Source organism: Pseudomonas sp. SDO55104_S430 (assembly GCF_054070595.1).
In genome coordinates, this window is sequence record NZ_JBSVXG010000141.1 from 1 (window position 1) to 15,601 (window position 15,601).

Annotated in this window: 16 protein-coding genes; 9 read left to right on the top strand and 7 right to left on the bottom strand. The window is 61.6% G+C overall.

Annotated elements, in window-relative coordinates:
* The first annotated feature begins 86 nt into the window (after positions 1-86).
* Genes ACW9JE_RS21215 through ACW9JE_RS21225 form a run of 3 tightly spaced genes read left to right on the top strand, consistent with a single transcriptional unit; the run spans position 87 to position 1,851 of the window.
* Positions 87-476: a carboxymuconolactone decarboxylase family protein gene (locus ACW9JE_RS21215; RefSeq protein ID WP_457433836.1), complete on the top strand. Its 390-nt coding sequence runs from the start codon at positions 87-89 to the stop codon at positions 474-476.
* A gap of 56 nt (positions 477-532) precedes the next feature.
* Entirely contained in the window at positions 533-1,285 is a 753-nt protein-coding gene (locus tag ACW9JE_RS21220) for a GntR family transcriptional regulator (RefSeq protein ID WP_457433837.1), read from the top strand.
* A 2-nt stretch (positions 1,286-1,287) separates the two neighbouring features.
* Positions 1,288-1,851, top strand: a complete 564-nt coding sequence (locus tag ACW9JE_RS21225; RefSeq protein WP_175379057.1) for an NUDIX hydrolase — start codon at positions 1,288-1,290, stop codon at positions 1,849-1,851.
* 117 nt (positions 1,852-1,968) lie between these two features.
* On the opposite strand, the gene ACW9JE_RS21230 is transcribed toward ACW9JE_RS21225, so the two are convergent.
* On the bottom strand, positions 1,969-2,262 hold the full coding sequence (locus ACW9JE_RS21230; RefSeq protein WP_457433838.1) for a DUF1330 domain-containing protein: 294 nt from the start codon (positions 2,260-2,262) through the stop codon (positions 1,969-1,971).
* A 70-nt stretch (positions 2,263-2,332) separates the two neighbouring features.
* Between ACW9JE_RS21230 and ribBA the strand changes: the two genes are divergently transcribed.
* From ribBA to ACW9JE_RS21255, 5 genes are all read left to right on the top strand, one after another.
* Complete coding sequence (ribBA, locus tag ACW9JE_RS21235) at positions 2,333-3,442, top strand: bifunctional 3,4-dihydroxy-2-butanone-4-phosphate synthase/GTP cyclohydrolase II (protein WP_457433839.1); 1,110 nt, start codon at positions 2,333-2,335, stop codon at positions 3,440-3,442.
* A 313-nt stretch (positions 3,443-3,755) separates the two neighbouring features.
* The gene (locus ACW9JE_RS21240) at positions 3,756-4,781 is read left to right on the top strand and encodes an ABC transporter substrate-binding protein (protein WP_224541731.1); all 1,026 of its coding nucleotides are present in this window, start codon (positions 3,756-3,758) and stop codon (positions 4,779-4,781) included.
* Positions 4,778-5,722, top strand: coding sequence for an ABC transporter permease (locus tag ACW9JE_RS21245; protein WP_224541733.1), 945 nt, complete (start codon positions 4,778-4,780; stop codon positions 5,720-5,722). Before ACW9JE_RS21240 ends, ACW9JE_RS21245 begins: the two co-directional genes overlap by 4 nt.
* Positions 5,723-5,728: 6 nt before the next feature.
* Complete coding sequence (locus tag ACW9JE_RS21250; RefSeq protein ID WP_457433840.1) at positions 5,729-6,538, top strand: ABC transporter permease; 810 nt, start codon at positions 5,729-5,731, stop codon at positions 6,536-6,538.
* 16 nt (positions 6,539-6,554) lie between these two features.
* Positions 6,555-7,709, top strand: a complete 1,155-nt coding sequence (locus ACW9JE_RS21255) for an ABC transporter ATP-binding protein (protein ID WP_224541737.1) — start codon at positions 6,555-6,557, stop codon at positions 7,707-7,709.
* Positions 7,710-7,901: 192 nt separating this feature from the next.
* On the opposite strand, the gene zapE is transcribed toward ACW9JE_RS21255, so the two are convergent.
* The 3 genes from zapE to ACW9JE_RS21270 form a co-directional block, all read right to left on the bottom strand.
* Complete coding sequence (zapE, locus tag ACW9JE_RS21260) at positions 7,902-8,996, bottom strand: cell division protein ZapE (RefSeq protein WP_224533541.1); 1,095 nt, start codon at positions 8,994-8,996, stop codon at positions 7,902-7,904.
* Between the two features lie 90 nt (positions 8,997-9,086).
* Positions 9,087-10,442 (bottom strand): tryptophan--tRNA ligase, encoded by a 1,356-nt coding sequence (locus ACW9JE_RS21265; protein WP_457433841.1) that lies wholly within the window; start codon positions 10,440-10,442, stop codon positions 9,087-9,089.
* A gap of 24 nt (positions 10,443-10,466) precedes the next feature.
* Positions 10,467-11,111: an alpha/beta hydrolase gene (locus tag ACW9JE_RS21270; RefSeq protein ID WP_457433844.1), complete on the bottom strand. Its 645-nt coding sequence runs from the start codon at positions 11,109-11,111 to the stop codon at positions 10,467-10,469.
* 144 nt (positions 11,112-11,255) lie between these two features.
* Between ACW9JE_RS21270 and ACW9JE_RS21275 the strand changes: the two genes are divergently transcribed.
* Positions 11,256-11,690, top strand: coding sequence for a YhcB family protein (locus tag ACW9JE_RS21275; RefSeq protein WP_224533543.1), 435 nt, complete (start codon positions 11,256-11,258; stop codon positions 11,688-11,690).
* A gap of 180 nt (positions 11,691-11,870) precedes the next feature.
* Here the strand turns inward: ACW9JE_RS21275 and ACW9JE_RS21280 are convergent, their stop codons facing one another.
* The 3 genes from ACW9JE_RS21280 to ACW9JE_RS21290 form a co-directional block, all read right to left on the bottom strand.
* Positions 11,871-13,256, bottom strand: a complete 1,386-nt coding sequence (locus tag ACW9JE_RS21280; RefSeq protein ID WP_457433842.1) for an aminotransferase — start codon at positions 13,254-13,256, stop codon at positions 11,871-11,873.
* Positions 13,257-13,277: 21 nt separating this feature from the next.
* Positions 13,278-14,750, bottom strand: a complete 1,473-nt coding sequence (locus tag ACW9JE_RS21285; RefSeq protein WP_457433843.1) for an NAD-dependent succinate-semialdehyde dehydrogenase — start codon at positions 14,748-14,750, stop codon at positions 13,278-13,280.
* Positions 14,751-15,019: 269 nt separating this feature from the next.
* The gene (locus ACW9JE_RS21290; protein ID WP_175377780.1) at positions 15,020-15,499 is read right to left on the bottom strand and encodes an Lrp/AsnC family transcriptional regulator; all 480 of its coding nucleotides are present in this window, start codon (positions 15,497-15,499) and stop codon (positions 15,020-15,022) included.
* Positions 15,500-15,601: the final 102 nt, after the last annotated feature.

Here is a 15,601-nt window from a genome sequence, read left to right on the forward strand (position 1 = left end):
ATTCACCGACGATGTCGACTGACACATCGCTTTCGCGAGCAAGCCCGCTCCCACAAGGGGATCTGTGGTGAGAAAGAGGAGCAATGATGAGCAACGAAAAGTACGAACAAGGCCTGAAAATCCGCACCCAGGTGCTCGGCCAGGACTATGTCAATCGCTCGATCCAGAACGCCGACGACTTCACCCGTCCGCTGCAGGAGATGGTCACCGAGTACTGCTGGGGTCATGTCTGGGGCCGCGACGGTTTGTCGCTCAAGGAACGCAGCATGATCAACCTGGCGATGATCTCGGCCCTCAATCGCCCGCACGAACTCAAGCTGCATGTGCGCGGCGCCTTGCGTAACGGCTTGAGTCGTGAGCAAATACGCGAAATTCTGCTTCAGGTCGGCGTTTATTGCGGTGTTCCCGCAGCCGTGGACAGTTTCCGGCTGGCCCGTGAAGCCTTCGCCGAAGCCGACGCAGAGGCCTCCAGTTAACCCCCGGCCATGTCGATGCCCATCTGGCGTCGACAGCCACCTTTAGAGCGTACCCCATGAAACGCCTGCCACTCGACGACAGCTTCAAGGTCAATCGCAACCCCGTTACCCTGCGCGAAATCGTGCTGGATAAACTGCGAAGCGCCATCATGAACTTCCAGCTTCTGCCGGGAGACCGTCTGGTCGAACGCGATCTGTGCGATCGTCTTGGGGTGAGCCGCACATCGGTCCGCGAAGCCTTGCGTCACCTGGAGTCCGAAGGCCTTGTGGAATTCGCCGATGCCAAGGGCCCACGCGTGGCCATCATCACCCTGGAAGACGCCGTCGACATCTACGAGCTGCGCTGCGTGCTCGAAGGCCTGATCGTCCAGTTGTTCACCCTGCGCGCCAAGGCCAAGGACATCAAGGCTCTGGAAAAAGCCCTCGAGGAAAACCGTCAGGCCCTCAAGGAAGGTGAACTGCAACAGGTCATCGACTCGGTTCAGGGTTTCTACGACGTGCTGCTCGAAGGCTCCGGCAACCACGTCGCCGCCACTCAGCTGCGCCAGTTGCAGGCGCGCATCAGCTACCTGCGCGCCACGTCGGTGTCCCAGGAAAACCGTCGCGGCGCCAGCAACCAGGAAATGGAACGCATGGTCGAGGCGATCAAGAGCGGCGATGCGCTGGCCGCCCATCAGGCCTGTATCGATCACGTGCGCGCCGCCGCCACCGTCGCCCTCGAATACCTCAAGCGCAAGCAGGAAGAGACCGGGCCGATCCCTGAGATCGTATTGCCCATCGCCCTCAAAGAACCTCGCATAGGTCGCTAATCATGTTCAGCCCGAGCTTTTGTCCGAAGTGCGGCGCCAATGACCTCAAATCACAGCTGCCGCCGGGCGATACGCACGAGCGACTGATGTGCCGCGGCTGCGGCTACATCCACTACGTCAACCCGAAAATCATCGCCGGTTGTATCATCGAGCAGGATGGCAAATACCTGCTGTGCCAACGGGCGATTCCGCCGCGCCCGGGCACCTGGACACTGCCGGCTGGCTTCATGGAAGCTGGCGAGACCACTGAGCAGGCGGCGTTGCGCGAGGTCTGGGAAGAGAGCGGCGTGCGCGCGGACATCGTCTCGCCCTACTCGATCTTCAGCGTGCCGAAGATCAGCGAGGTGTACATCATCTTCCGCGCCGTCGCCCTGGAGATCACAGGCGAGCACGGGCCGGAGACCATGGACTACAAGTTCTTCGCCCCTGAAGACATTCCGTGGGACAGCATCTACTACCCGGCGATCCGGCAGATTCTCGAGCGCTATATCGAAGAGCGCCAGGCGGGGGTTTACGGGATTTACATCGGCAATGACGATAGCGGGAAGATTCACTTCATCCGCTGATCACGCAGACCCTGTAGGAGCGAGCATGCTCGCGATAGACGTCAACGGTAACGTTGGCTGACTGACACCCCTCGGTGTCTGTACCTCCATCGCGAGCATGCTCGCTCCTACAGGTGGTTACGCCGGGGCGATGCCTTCGACAATCACAATCTCCGCCCGTCCCGCGCCCTCGCGGTGGCGCTTCGCCTCCTGATACTCCGGCGAGCGATAACAGGCCAGCGCCTGCTCATACGAATCGAACTCGATCACCACGTTACGCTGCGCCCCCTGCCCTTCGAGCACTTCGCTGCGCCCGCCGCGGGCCAGCATGCGGCCGCCGTACAGGACGAAGGCCTGCGGGGCACGCTGGGTGTATTGGCTATATTGATCGGGATCGGTGACATCCACGTGAGCTATCCAGTAAGCCTTCATAGTGACCTCTCGGTTTATTTTGTATCATGGTATACCATAATATGAATCTACCGCACACTGAGACTTCATCATGGCCTTCAACACAATCGAAGAAATCATCGAAGATTATCGCCTCGGCAAAATGGTGCTGCTGGTGGATGACGAGGACCGCGAAAACGAGGGTGATCTGTTGCTGGCAGCCGATTGCTGCAGCGCCGAAGCCATCAGCTTCATGGCCCGCGAAGCCCGCGGCCTGATCTGCCTGACCCTGACCGACGAACACTGCCAGCGCCTGGGCCTGGAACAGATGGTGCCCAGTAACGGCAGCGTATTCAGCACCGCCTTCACCGTCTCCATCGAAGCCGCCATCGGCGTGACCACCGGCATTTCCGCCGCCGACCGCGCGCGCACTGTGCAAGCGGCCGTCGCCCCCGGCGCCACCGCCATCGATATCGTCCAGCCCGGCCACATCTTCCCCCTGCGCGCCCGGGAAGGCGGCGTGCTGACCCGCGCCGGGCACACCGAAGCCGGTTGCGACCTGGCGCGTCTGGCCGGCTTCACCCCGGCCTCGGTGATCGTCGAGGTGATGAACGACGACGGTACCATGGCCCGCCGTCCGGACCTGGAAGTCTTCGCGCGCAAGCACGGGATCAAGATCGGTACCATCGCCGACCTGATCCACTACCGCCTGAGCAACGAACACACGGTGGAGCGCATCGGCGAGCGTGAATTGCCCACCGTGCACGGCACCTTTCGTCTGATCACCTTTGAGGATCGCATCGAGGGCGGTGTCCACATGGCAATGGTCATGGGCGAGCTGCGCCGCGAGGAACCGACGCTGGTGCGGGTGCATGTGATCGACCCATTGCGCGATCTGGTCGGCGCCGAATACAGCGGCCCGTCCAACTGGACACTGTGGGCCGCCTTGCAGCGCGTTGCCGAGGAAGGCTGCGGCGTGGTGGTGGTGCTGGCCAACCACGAATCGTCCCAGGCCCTGCTCGAACGCGTGCCGCAACTGACTCAGCCGCCGCGGCAGTTCAGCCGCTCGCAGTCGCGGATTTATTCGGAAGTGGGCACCGGGGCGCAGATTCTGCAGAACCTCGGTGTGGGCAAGCTGCGGCACCTGGGCCCGCCGCTCAAGTATGCGGGGTTGACCGGGTATGACCTGGAGGTGGTGGAGAGCATTCCCTTCACCGGTTGACTCACCTCCCCTTGTAGGAGCGAGGCTTGCCCGCGAAGAGGCCGGCACATTCAACACCTCTGGTGCCTAATACCCAGCCTTCGCGGGCAAGCCTCGCTCCTACAGGGGATTTGTGTGGATCAGGGAATTGGCAGGACAGATAAAAAACCAGATTTGCCAGATAGCCGGTACGGCAAAATGCTTGCACAAAGGTTGGAATACCATAATATGATATTCCATAGACCGGACAGTCCCAGCGACTGGACGGACCTGATGCTCCCGATAGGCGGGCACTGAAAGCCCCGCTCATAAACACAACAATGAGGGCGTAAAAATGGTGTTGAACAAACGTGTATCCGCAGTGCTGTTCGCGGGTCTGCTCAGCGTGACCAGCCAGGCGTTGATGGCGGCTGAAAGCGTCAACTTCGTCAGCTGGGGCGGTACGACCCAGGACGCGCAGAAGCAGGCGTGGGCCGATCCGTTCAGCAAAGCCAGCGGCATCACCGTGGTTCAGGACGGCCCGACCGACTACGGCAAACTCAAGGCCATGGTCGAAAGCGGCAACGTGCAATGGGACGTGGTCGACGTCGAAGCCGACTTCGCCTTGCGCGCCGCCTCCGAAGGCCTGCTCGAACCCCTCGACTTCAAAGTCATCGAGCGCGACAAGATCGATCCGCGTTTCGTCTCCGATCATGGCGTCGGTTCGTTCTTCTTCTCCTTCGTCCTCGGCTACAACGAAGGCAAGCTCGGCGCCGCCAAGCCAACCGACTGGACCGCGCTGTTCGACACCAAGACCTACCCCGGCAAACGCGCCCTCTACAAATGGCCGAGCCCAGGCGTACTCGAACTGGCCCTGCTGGCCGACGGCGTTCCGGCCGACAAGCTCTACCCGCTGGACCTGGACCGCGCCTTCAAGAAACTCGACACCATCAAGAAAGACATCGTCTGGTGGGGCGGCGGCGCCCAGTCGCAACAGCTCTTGGCATCCGGTGAAGCAAGCCTTGGCCAGTTCTGGAACGGCCGCATCCACGCCCTGCAGGAAGACGGCGCCCCGGTCGGCGTGAGCTGGAAACAGAACCTGGTCATGGCCGACATCCTGGTCATTCCAAAAGGCTCGAAGAACAAGGACGCGGCGATGAAGTTCCTGGCCAATGCCAGCAGCGCCAAGGGACAGGCCGACTTCTCCAACCTGACCGCCTACGCCCCGGTCAACGTCGACAGCGTGGCGCGCCTGGATTCCGCGCTGGCACCGAACCTGCCGACGGCCTACGCAAAGGATCAGATCACTCTTGATTTCGCGTACTGGGCCAAGAACGGTCCGAGCATCGCGACACGGTGGAACGAATGGCTGGTCAAATGAAAATGACGGCAACCACGTCCCGTCAATCCACGGCCACCGGGAGCGCCTCTGGCGCTGCCGGACAGGCTTCCGTCAAGGCCGCTGCCATGAACCAATCTCCAACTTTGGCACAACGCTGGCGTGGTTCGAGCAACCTGATCCCCGCCCTGCTGTTCCTGGGCCTGTTCTTCCTGGCACCACTGATCGGCCTGCTGCTGCGCGGTGTGCTGGAACCAGTGCCTGGACTGGGCAACTACGAACAACTGTTCGCCAACTCGGCCTATGCGCGAGTCTTGCTCAACACCTTCTCGGTGGCCGGTCTGGTAACGATTTTCAGCCTGCTGCTGGGCTTCCCGCTGGCCTGGGCGATTACCCTGGTGCCACGTGGCTGGGGTCGCTGGATCCTGAACATCGTGCTGCTGTCGATGTGGACCAGCCTGCTGGCCCGCACCTACTCCTGGCTGGTGCTGCTGCAAGCCTCGGGCGTGATCAACAAGGCGCTGATGGCGATGGGCATCATCGATCAGCCGCTGGAGATGGTGCATAACCTGACCGGCGTGGTGATCGGCATGAGCTACATCATGATCCCGTTCATCGTGCTGCCTTTGCAGGCGACCATGCAGGCCATCGATCCGATGATCCTGCAGGCCGGCTCCATCTGCGGCGCCAGCCCCTGGACCAACTTTTTCCGGGTGTTCCTGCCTCTGTGTCGGCCGGGGCTGTTCTCCGGTGGCCTGATGGTGTTCGTGATGTCCCTCGGTTACTACGTCACCCCGGCACTGCTTGGCGGTGCGCAGAACATGATGCTGCCCGAGTTCATCATTCAGCAGGTGCAGTCGTTCCTCAATTGGGGCCTGGCCAGCGCCGGTGCCGCGTTGCTGATCGTCATCACCCTGGTGCTGTTCTACTTCTACCTGAAGCTCCAACCGGAATCCCCGGTCGGCGCCAGCAACGCGAGGTAAGCCGTCATGCTCCTGACTCCCAATGCCATGAGCCGCCGGATGCGCTTCGGCCTGTACGCCACCACCGGGCTGATCGGGCTGTTCCTGCTGCTGCCGATCGTGTTCATCGTCCTGCTGTCGTTCGGCTCGTCCCAGTGGCTGGTGTTTCCGCCACCGGGCTGGACCGTGAAGTGGTATACCCAGTTCTTCTCCAACGCCGACTGGATGAACGCCGCGCTCGCCAGCCTCAAGGTCGCGGTACTGACCACGATCTTCGCCGTCGCCCTGGGTCTGCCCACCGCGTTCGCCTTGGTGCGCGGTCGCTTCCCGGGCCGGGAAATGCTCTACGGGCTGTTCACCCTGCCGATGATCGTGCCGCTGGTGATCATTGCGGTGGCGGTGTACGCGCTGTTCCTGAAACTGGGTTACACCGGGACCATGTTCGCCTTTGTGGTCAGCCACGTGATCGTCGCGTTGCCGTTCACCATCATCTCGATCATCAACTCGTTGAAGCTGTTCGATCAGTCGATCGAGGATGCGGCGGTGATCTGCGGCGCCTCGCGGCTGCAAGCGGTGTTCAAGGTGACCTTTCCGGCGATCCGTCCGGGCATGGTCGCCGGCGCTCTCTTCGCCTTTCTCGTCTCGTGGGACGAGGTGGTGCTGAGCGTGATGATGGCCAGCCCGACCCTGCAAACCCTTCCAGTGAAAATGTGGACCACTCTGCGCCAGGACCTGACGCCCGTGATCGCCGTCGCCTCGACGCTGCTGATCGGCCTTTCGGTATTGGTCATGGTCATCGCCGCTGCCTTGCGCCGGCGCAACGAAATCAGCGCCTGAGCGCCAGGAGTACGACATGAGTGCAGTGATCAAAGATGCCGCGCAGCAGAACGACAAGCCCCTGGTGAGCCTGCGCAACCTGAACAAGTTTTATGGCGACTTCGCCGCCGTGGACAACATTTCCCTGGACATCAAGGACGGCGAGTTCCTGACCTTCCTCGGCTCCAGCGGCTCCGGCAAGAGCACCACGCTGTCGATGCTCGCCGGCTTCGAAACCCCGAGCAGCGGCGAGATCCTGGTCAACGAGCAATCCCTGGTGAACGTGCCGCCGCACAAGCGCGACATCGGCATGGTGTTCCAGCGCTACTCGCTGTTTCCGCATCTGTCGGTGCGCGACAACATCGCGTTCCCCTTGAGCATTCGCAAACTGGACGCCGCCGAGCGTGATCGCCGGGTCGATGCGATGCTCAAGCTGGTGCAACTGGATAAATTCGCCCACCGCCGCCCTTCGCAGCTTTCCGGTGGCCAGCAGCAACGCGTCGCCATCGCCCGGGCGCTGGTCTACGAACCACGCATCCTGCTGATGGACGAACCCCTCGGTGCGCTGGACAAGAAACTGCGCGAAGACTTGCAGGATGAACTGCGTCAATTGCATCGCCGCCTGGGCATCACCATCGTTTACGTGACCCACGACCAGGAAGAAGCCATGCGCCTGTCACAGCGCATCGCGATCTTCAGCCACGGCAAGATCGTCGGCCTGGGCAGCGGTTATGACCTGTACCAGAATCCGCCGAATGCGTTTGTCGCCTCGTTCCTGGGCAACTCGAACTTCCTCAAGCTCAAGGCCCAGGGCAATGCGGTGGCGACTTTTGAAGGGCAGCCGCTGTCGATTCGTCTGACTTCAGGTCTGCAAACCGAACAGGACGTGTTGCTGATGGTGCGTCCGGAAAAGGCTCTGGCTTTGAGTGTGCAGCAGGCTACCGAAGAGCCGCTGGCCGCCGGCTGGAACGAAGTGTCGGCCACGGTGGTGGAAGTGTTGTTCCTCGGTGAAAGCCAGACCTGTAGCGTTGTGACGTCTGGCGGCACCTCGATGACCGTTAAGGCGCTTTCGGCTGCCGGCATGCCGCTCAAGGCGGGCGATCCAGTGAAGGTCCGCTGGGCCACGGCGGATGCCTGTGTGTACACCGAATGGGCGGAAAGCGATTTGAACAAGGCTGCTGGGGCACATTGATGTAGAGCGATCCATGCTAGTGGATCGCAATTGAAGAGTCACCCTCGGGTCGCCGCAACGTCGGGTTGCGGTGGCCTTTTTTTTGCATATTGATCAGGGCTTTCTGGTGCCTGTGCCGCCGTCTTCGCGGGCAAGCCTCGCTCCTACAGTGGGCAATATGAAAAAGGCCTGCGATTGCAGGCCTTTTCTTTGTTACGGCTTGTGCGCCCGCGACAGGAACTCGTGGGACTGCATTTCCAGCAACCGGCTGAGGGTCCGCTGGAACTCGAATGTCAGGCGTCCGCCGGTGTAGAGGTCTTTGAGCTCCACTTCGGCAGAAATGATCAGTTTCACGTTACGGTCGTAGAACTCGTCGACCATGTTGATGAAACGACGGGCGATGTCGTCGGTGGTGACGCTCATCTGCTCGACGCCGCTGAGCAGCACGGCGTGGAAGATCTTGCCCAGTTCGATGTAGTCGTTCTGGCTGCGCGGGCCGTCGCACAGTTCGCGGAAGTCGAACCAGGCCACGTCGTCGCAGGTGCGCAAGGCGCGGATTTCGCGGTTTTCAATGATCAGCACATCGTTCTCGACCGCTGCCGTGCATTCCGGCGTCAGCGCGCGGAAGCTCTTGCGCAGGCTTTCGTGGGCGGCTTCGTCGAGTGGGAAGTGGAACAGTTCCGCCTGCTCGAGGTGGCGCAGACGATAGTCGACGCCGCTGTCCACATTGACGATATCGGTGTGCAGCTTGATCAGCGCGATGGCCGGCAGGAAACGCGCACGTTGTAGACCGTCCTTGTACAAGCCGTCCGGCACGATGTTCGAGGTCGCGACCAGGGTCACGCCGTTCTTGAACAGTTCTTCCATCAGAGTGCCGAGAATCATGGCGTCGGTGATGTCGGAAACGAAGAATTCATCGAAGCAGATCACCCGGGTCTCGGCGGCGAAACGCTTGGCGATGATGGTCAGCGGGTTTTTCTCGCCGCCCAGGGTCTTCATTTCTTCGTGCACGCGCTTCATGAAGCGGTGGAAGTGGGTACGGGTCTTTTCCTTGAACGGCAGCGCTTCAAAGAAGGTGTCGACCAGGTAAGTCTTGCCGCGGCCTACGCCGCCCCAGAAATACAGGCCCTTGACCGGGGTCTGATCTTTCTTGCCAAACAGTTTGCCCAGCAGGCCCGGTTTGTTCTGCTCGGCCGCGACCAGATCGTCGTAAAGGCGCTGCAAATGACGCACGGCAGTTTCCTGCGCAGCGTCATGGAAGAACTCCGGGCGTTTCAGATCAGCTTGATATCGTTCTAGGGGCGTCATAATTCGTTAGCAAGGCAACAAAAACGGGCCGTCACTTTAGCGATGGCCCGTGGGAATGGCAATCAGCCCTTGGTCGGGGCGAGCCGTTGGTTAGTCCTGAGTCGGCGTCAGGGCAATGCGCAGAGCGTCGATCGCCATGTCGCGGGCGGCGCTGTCGGCGAAAGCCGGGCTGTCGGCAACGCACTCGCCTTCCAGCCAGACGCTGAAGCTCAGGTCTTCGCTGCGCACGTCCAGTGGCTGGCCCGCTTGCAGTTGCTTGGTCACCTGGCCTGCGGTTTTACCGTCGGCGAAGTTGCGGGACAGCAGCAGTTGTTCGCCATCGGCCGCCAGCAGACGGAAGCGGAAACTGCCGTCGTCTTCGCGGAAGCTGACGAAACGCGCAGCTTTGGCTGCTTTCTTCTTGGTGGTCGCCGCCACTTGTGTCTGGGCGACAAAGGAGCGCAGGCCCACCGCTTCACGCAGCTCCTGAAGGAAAGGCGTCGCCACCGCACGGGCTTTTTTCGCGCCGTGTTGCAGGATGTCTTCCAGGTCCGCCGGGCGCTCGATCAGCTGTTGATAACGTTCGCGGGACTCGCCCAGCTCGTTGTCCAGCAACTGGAACAGGCGGTTCTTCGCCTCGCCCCAACCCAGCCCCTGCAGCAGTTCGCCGCGGAACTCGTCGGCTTGCGCCGGGGTGGCGAAGGCCTGGAACAGGGTGAACAGGTGCGAATTGTCCGGATCTTTCGCTTCGCCCGGGGCACGGGAGTCGGTGACGATCCGCGAAATCGCGTCTTTCATTTCCTTGGCGCTGCTGAACAACGGAATGGTGTTGTCGTAGCTCTTGGACATCTTGCGACCGTCCAGGCCCGGCAAGGTGGCCACGCTTTCCTCGATCAGCGCTTCGGGCATGGTGAAGAACTCCTTGCCCTGGCCGAACAGGTGGTTGAAGCGCTGGCCGATGTCGCGGGCCATTTCCACGTGCTGGATCTGGTCGCGACCGACCGGCACCTTGTGCGCGTTGAACATCAGGATGTCCGCGGCCATCAGCACCGGGTAGCTGTACAGGCCCATGGTGATACCGGCATCCGGGTCTTCACCGGTCTCAACGTTCTTGTCCACCGAAGCCTTGTAGGCGTGGGCGCGGTTGAGCAGGCCCTTGGCGGCGACGCAGGTCAAAAGCCATGTCAGCTCGGGGATTTCCGGGATGTCCGACTGGCGGTAGAACGTCACGCGGTCCACATCCAGGCCACCGGCCAGCCAGGTCGCGGCGATTTCCAGACGCGAGCGCTGGATGCGCAGCGGGTCATCGCACTTGATCAGGGCGTGATAGTCGGCCAGGAAATAGAACGAGTCGGCATTGCTGTCGCGGCTGGCGACGATCGCCGGGCGAATGGCGCCAGCGTAGTTGCCCAGGTGCGGCGTGCCGGTGGTGGTGATGCCAGTGAGGATACGGGTACGAGTCGTCATGGGTAATCGCTTGTCAGACTGCAATCAATTCGAAAGACGCGGCAGGATAAGATCCTTTAGATCGGTCAGCTTGCCATGAAAAAAGTGTCCGCATTCTGCCACTTTCAGCAGCTCATGGGGGCGTTCAAGTTGTTCGGACCAGTCGTAGACGACTTGCGGCTCGATGACTTCGTCGGTTTCCGGCTGGATCACGGTCAGTTCGCACTGCTGCGGCAGCTGATCCTGATCGCCCAGACGCATCACCGCCGGCGCGACCATGAACAGGTGTTTGATCTGCTCGCCCCGGGATTCCAGGCGTCCGCCAAGGCTGGCGGCGACGAAACCGCCGAAGGAGAAGCCGAACAGGGTCAGTGGCAGATCCGGGTGCTTTTCCCGAAACCATGCCGCGGCGGCCTGGGCGTCATCGACTTCGCCAGTGCCCATGTCGTGCGTGCCTTCGCTCGCGCCGACGCCGCGGTAGTTGAAGCGCAGGGTGATCAGCCCGGCGTCGCGCGCCGTGCGCTGCAGGGTCGAGACCACCTTGTTGAGCATGGTGCCGCCCTGCACCGGGTTGGGGTGGCAGATCAGCGCAATGCCGCGCGGCTGCTCGTTATCAAGGCTCTTGTTTTCCAGAAGCAGGGCTTCCAGTTGGCCGACCGGGCCATCAATCACTACAGGGGTTTCACGCATCAGCAAGGAAAGAACTCCGTGACCTTGAATCGGGTCGACTCGTCTAGCAAATTGTCTGTGACTGTCTATTGCGAGCGAATCGCGGTATACAGCGCAGGTTCGAGCCGTTAACGTAAAGCAAAGCCGTTTATAGAGGAAGGACTCGTGGAACACTCGCTCTTAGTTTGGTTGTTGCCGACTCTTGCCCTGGTTGTGGGTGTCGCCATTGGATTCCTGATCGCTCGCCTTGCGCCGAATGCCGCGCCTAGCAGCACGCAACGTCAGCTGGACGATATTCAGGAACGTTTCGACAGTTATCAGAACGAGGTGGTGACCCACTTCAATAGCACTGCGACGCTGGTCAAGAAACTGACTCAGAGCTATCAGGAAGTGCAGGAACATCTCGCCGAGGGTGCCAACCGCCTGGCCCTGGACGAGCAGACCCGCCAACGCCTGCTGGCCTCCCTGCACGCCGACGCGACGCAGGCTCCACGGGAACGCCTGACGCCACCGCGCAGCCAGGAACCACCGCGCGACTACGCGCCAAAAGCCCCGAACTCCCCGGGCATGCTTGATGAGCATTATGGTTTGAAGAAGTAATCGGTCTTCGCGCCAACAAAAAGCCCCCGGACATGTGAATGTCCGGGGGCTTTTTTGTGTCTGATGGTTTGAGGGTGAATGTTGCGCCTTCATCGCGAGCAGGCTCGCTCCCACAGTGGATCGCGTTCCCATGTGGGAGCGAGCCTGCTCGCGATAGGGCCATTAGCGGCAAACCAACACTTAGCCCAGCACCTCCCCCGCCACCTGATCAATCGCATCCTTGGTAATGCCCACAATCAGATCCGCCTCAGCCTCAGTCAGCACCAGCGGCGGCGCGAAGCCGAGGATGTCGCCGTGGGGCATCGCCCGGGCGACCATGCCGCGCTCAAGGCAAGCGGCGGACACCTTCGGACCGACCTTCAATGCGGCATCGAATGGCGTGCGCTGTTCGCGATCGGCCATGAACTCCACGGCAGCGAGCATGCCGTCGCCACGCACTTCACCCACCAGCGGATGGCCTTCGAGGGTTTCGCGCATCCGGCGGTTGAGGTAGGCACCCACCTTGTCGGCATTGGCCGTGAGGTTTTCCCGCTCCAGGATGTCGAGGTTGGCCAAGGCCGCCGCTGCACAAATCGGATGCCCGGAGTAGGTCCAGCCATGGCCCATCGGACCGTGGGATTCGGAGGCTTTTTCGATCACGTCCCAGACCTTTTCCCCGACGATCACCGCCGACAGCGGCGCATAGGCGCTGGTCAGGCCTTTGGCGGTGGTGATCAGGTCCGGGCGCATGCCATAACGCTGGCTGCCCATCTTCGAACCCAGGCGACCGAAGGCGCAGACCACTTCGTCGGCGATCAGCAGCACGTCGTACTTGTTCAGCACCGCCTGGATCGCCGCCCAGTAGCCCGCCGGTGGAACGATGATGCCGCCGGTGCCCATCAGCGGCTCGCCGATGAACGCGGCCACGGTGTCCGGGCCTTCGGCCAGGATCATTTTTTCCAGCTCGTCGGCGCAGTAGCGCACGAACGCCGCTTCATCCATGCCGGTGGGCGCCTTGCGGTACCAGTGCGGGCAGACGGTGTGCTTGATGCCTTCGGCCGGCAGGTCGAAATGCTGGTGGAAGCTCGGCAGACCGGTCAGGCTGCCGGTCATGATGCCCGAGCCATGGTAGCCACGGTCGCGGGAGATGATTTTCTTCTTCTGCGGCCGGCCCAGCACGTTGTTGTAGTAACGCACCAGCTTGATCTGGGTTTCGTTGGCGTCGGAACCGGACAGGCCGTAGTAGACCTTCTTCATGCCTTCCGGTGCCCAGTCGATGATGCGGCTCGACAGTTCGATGATCGCCTCGGTCGAGTGGCCGACGTAGGTGTGGTAGTACGCGAGCTCCTTGGCCTGCTTGTAGATGGCGTCCGCCACTTCGGTGCGGCCGTAGCCGATGTTGACGCAGTACAGGCCGGCGAAGGCATCGATCAGTTCACGGCCTTCATGGTCGCGGATGCGGATGCCCGATGCGCCCTTGATGATGCGTCCCTTCAGCGCACCGCTGGCATGGTCGTGGGCGTGGGTCGAAGGGTGCATGAAGTGGGTACGGTCTTGCTCGAACAGCGCGTCGAATTCTTGGTTCATGGCAATCTCCTTAAAAGGGCCTCAGAACTGGCCTTGATGGTGCAGACAGAAGTATTTGGTTTCGACAAAGGCTTCGAAGCCCTCGGCGCCGCCTTCACGGCCCAGCCCCGAGGCTTTCATGCCACCGAAGGGAATCGGATGGCCGGTGAACTTGACGCCGTTGACCGCGACCATGGCGTGGTCGAGACGGCGGATCAGCGGGTAGATCAGGTCCAGGCGATTGGAACAAATGTAGGCCGCCAGACCGTATTCTGTGTCGTTGGCCATCTCGACAGCCTCATCGAGGGTGTCGAACGGCATCACCCCGGCAATCGGCGCGAAGTTCTCTTCGCGGTAGATGCGCATTTGCGGGGTGACATCGGCCAGTACCGTGGGCTGGTAGAACAGGCCGCCGAGGGCATGGGCTTCGCCGCCCACCAGCCGTTGCGCGCCCAGTTGCAACGCATCGGCCACACGCTCGGCGGTGACGTCGAACGCGGCCTGGTGCATCAACGGACCGACATCTACCTGTTGCTCCCGCTCGCCGATCATCGCCGGGCCGACCCGCAGCTCGCGCACGGCCTCGGCAAAGCGCTTGAGAAATTCCGGATAGACCGCACGCTCGACCATGATCCGGTTGGCGGCGCAGCAGTCCTGGCCGGAAGTCTGGAACTTGGCGGCCACCGCGACTTTCACCGCCAACTGCAGATCGGCATCGGCGCAGACAATGAACGGCGCGTTGCCACCCAGTTCCAGCGAGACTTTCTTCACGTCCTGAGCAGCCGCTTGCAGGACCAATTTACCGACACGGGTGGAACCGGTGAAACTCACCGAGCGCACGCGAGTGTCCTGCACCAGGGTTTGCATGGCCATCTGCGGTTCGCCCAGCACCACGTTGAATACGCCGGCGGGGAACCCGGCCTCTTCCGCCAGTTGCGCCAGGGCGAACGCCGAGTACGGGGTTTCGTGGGCCGGCTTGACGATCACGGTGCAACCGGCGGCCAGGGCGGCGGCGGCTTTGCGGGTGATCATGGCCGAGGGGAAATTCCACGGTGTCAGCAGTGCGCAAACGCCGACCGGTTCCTTGACCGTACCCAGATGAGCGCCGGGAATGTGGCTGGGAATGTTCTGCCCATAGAGACGCCGGGCTTCTTCGGCGAACCACGGAATGAAGCTGGCAGCGTAGGCGATTTCACCCCGGGATTCGGCCAGGGACTTGCCCTGCTCCAGGCTGAGAATCCGCGCCAGGTCTTCCTGGTGTTCCAGGATCAGTGCCGCCCAACGCCGCAGAATCGCCCCGCGGGTTTCCAGGCTCTGCTCACGCCAATCGGCAAACGCCCGGTGTGCGGCATCGACGGCGGCGACGATCTGCGGTTGATCGAGCATTGGCACATGGCCGATCAGTGTCTGATCCGCCGGGTTGTGCACGGCGATGCTGTGGCCACTGTCGCTGTGCACCCAATGGCCATCGACATAGCAGAGGGCTTTGAACAGCAGGGGATGTTTGTAGGTCATGGCATTGACTCCGAACCGTGTGCGTGGAGTCCATGCTAGGTCAGCGAGGGGTTGGGGAATTGGGGTTTGGAGGGGGTTGGGCAGGTGGTTTTTTCTGATTGAGCGGGGGTGATTCGGAGGTTTTTGCGGTGGGGCTACCAACATCACTTCCCCCCTGTGGGAGCGAGCCTGCTCGCGATGAGACCAGCAATTTCAACATCACTGTTGCATGAGATACCGCCATCGCGAGCAGGCTCGCTCCCACAGTTTGTTGTGTGGTGATCTGAAGATCAGGATTCCTGAGACAACTCCGCCGGCAAGGCCCCGGCCGTCTTGATGGTCTTGGTGACGATGTAGGTGAAGTACCGCTCGATCCCCAGGTCATCGAGCAGTAGCTGATCAATGAAGCGCTGGTAGTGATCGATGTCCGGCGCCTGGATCATCGCCATGTAATCCACACCACCACCGGTGGCGTAACAGAAGGCCACTTCCGGCGCGTCGTTCATGCGTTGTTCGAAGCGCCGCATGTCCTGCGCGGTGTGGCGGGCCAGGGTGATTTCCACCAGCACCTGCTGGCTCTTGAACACCGCGCCCCAATCGATCTGCGCCCGGTAGCCCTTGATCAGGCCGAGGGATTCGAGTTTGCGCACGCGCTCCCAGGCCGGGGTGACCGACAGGTTGATCGCCTCGGCCAGGCTCGACTTGGTGATACGCCCGTCGTCAGCGAGGATTCGCAGGATTTTCAGGTCATAGCGATCGAGTTTGTGCATGGGCCGGGAAGCTCCTGAATGAATGGAAAACCCCTGTGGGAAATGAACCAGTGGGAGCGAGCCTGCTCGCGATGCGGTGTGTCAGTCGCAACCATGTTGACT

Bases quoted from the DNA above. Each gene is read 5' to 3' on its own strand.
- ACW9JE_RS21270 (WP_457433844.1), bottom strand. From the start codon at position 11,111: ATGCGTGAAACCCCTGTAGTGATTGATGGCCCGGTCGGCCAACTGGAA.
- ACW9JE_RS21245 (WP_224541733.1), top strand. From the start codon at position 4,778: ATGAAAATGACGGCAACCACGTCCCGTCAATCCACGGCCACCGGGAGC.
- ACW9JE_RS21265 (WP_457433841.1), bottom strand. From the start codon at position 10,442: ATGACGACTCGTACCCGTATCCTCACTGGCATCACCACCACCGGCACG.
- ACW9JE_RS21240 (WP_224541731.1), top strand. From the start codon at position 3,756: ATGGTGTTGAACAAACGTGTATCCGCAGTGCTGTTCGCGGGTCTGCTC.
- ACW9JE_RS21285 (WP_457433843.1), bottom strand. From the start codon at position 14,750: ATGACCTACAAACATCCCCTGCTGTTCAAAGCCCTCTGCTATGTCGAT.
- ACW9JE_RS21290 (WP_175377780.1), bottom strand. From the start codon at position 15,499: ATGCACAAACTCGATCGCTATGACCTGAAAATCCTGCGAATCCTCGCT.
- ACW9JE_RS21255 (WP_224541737.1), top strand. From the start codon at position 6,555: ATGAGTGCAGTGATCAAAGATGCCGCGCAGCAGAACGACAAGCCCCTG.
- ACW9JE_RS21215 (WP_457433836.1), top strand. From the start codon at position 87: ATGAGCAACGAAAAGTACGAACAAGGCCTGAAAATCCGCACCCAGGTG.
- ribBA (WP_457433839.1), top strand. From the start codon at position 2,333: ATGGCCTTCAACACAATCGAAGAAATCATCGAAGATTATCGCCTCGGC.
- ACW9JE_RS21280 (WP_457433842.1), bottom strand. From the start codon at position 13,256: ATGAACCAAGAATTCGACGCGCTGTTCGAGCAAGACCGTACCCACTTC.
- zapE (WP_224533541.1), bottom strand. From the start codon at position 8,996: ATGACGCCCCTAGAACGATATCAAGCTGATCTGAAACGCCCGGAGTTC.
- ACW9JE_RS21225 (WP_175379057.1), top strand. From the start codon at position 1,288: ATGTTCAGCCCGAGCTTTTGTCCGAAGTGCGGCGCCAATGACCTCAAA.
- ACW9JE_RS21230 (WP_457433838.1), bottom strand. From the start codon at position 2,262: ATGAAGGCTTACTGGATAGCTCACGTGGATGTCACCGATCCCGATCAA.
- ACW9JE_RS21220 (WP_457433837.1), top strand. From the start codon at position 533: ATGAAACGCCTGCCACTCGACGACAGCTTCAAGGTCAATCGCAACCCC.
- ACW9JE_RS21250 (WP_457433840.1), top strand. From the start codon at position 5,729: ATGCTCCTGACTCCCAATGCCATGAGCCGCCGGATGCGCTTCGGCCTG.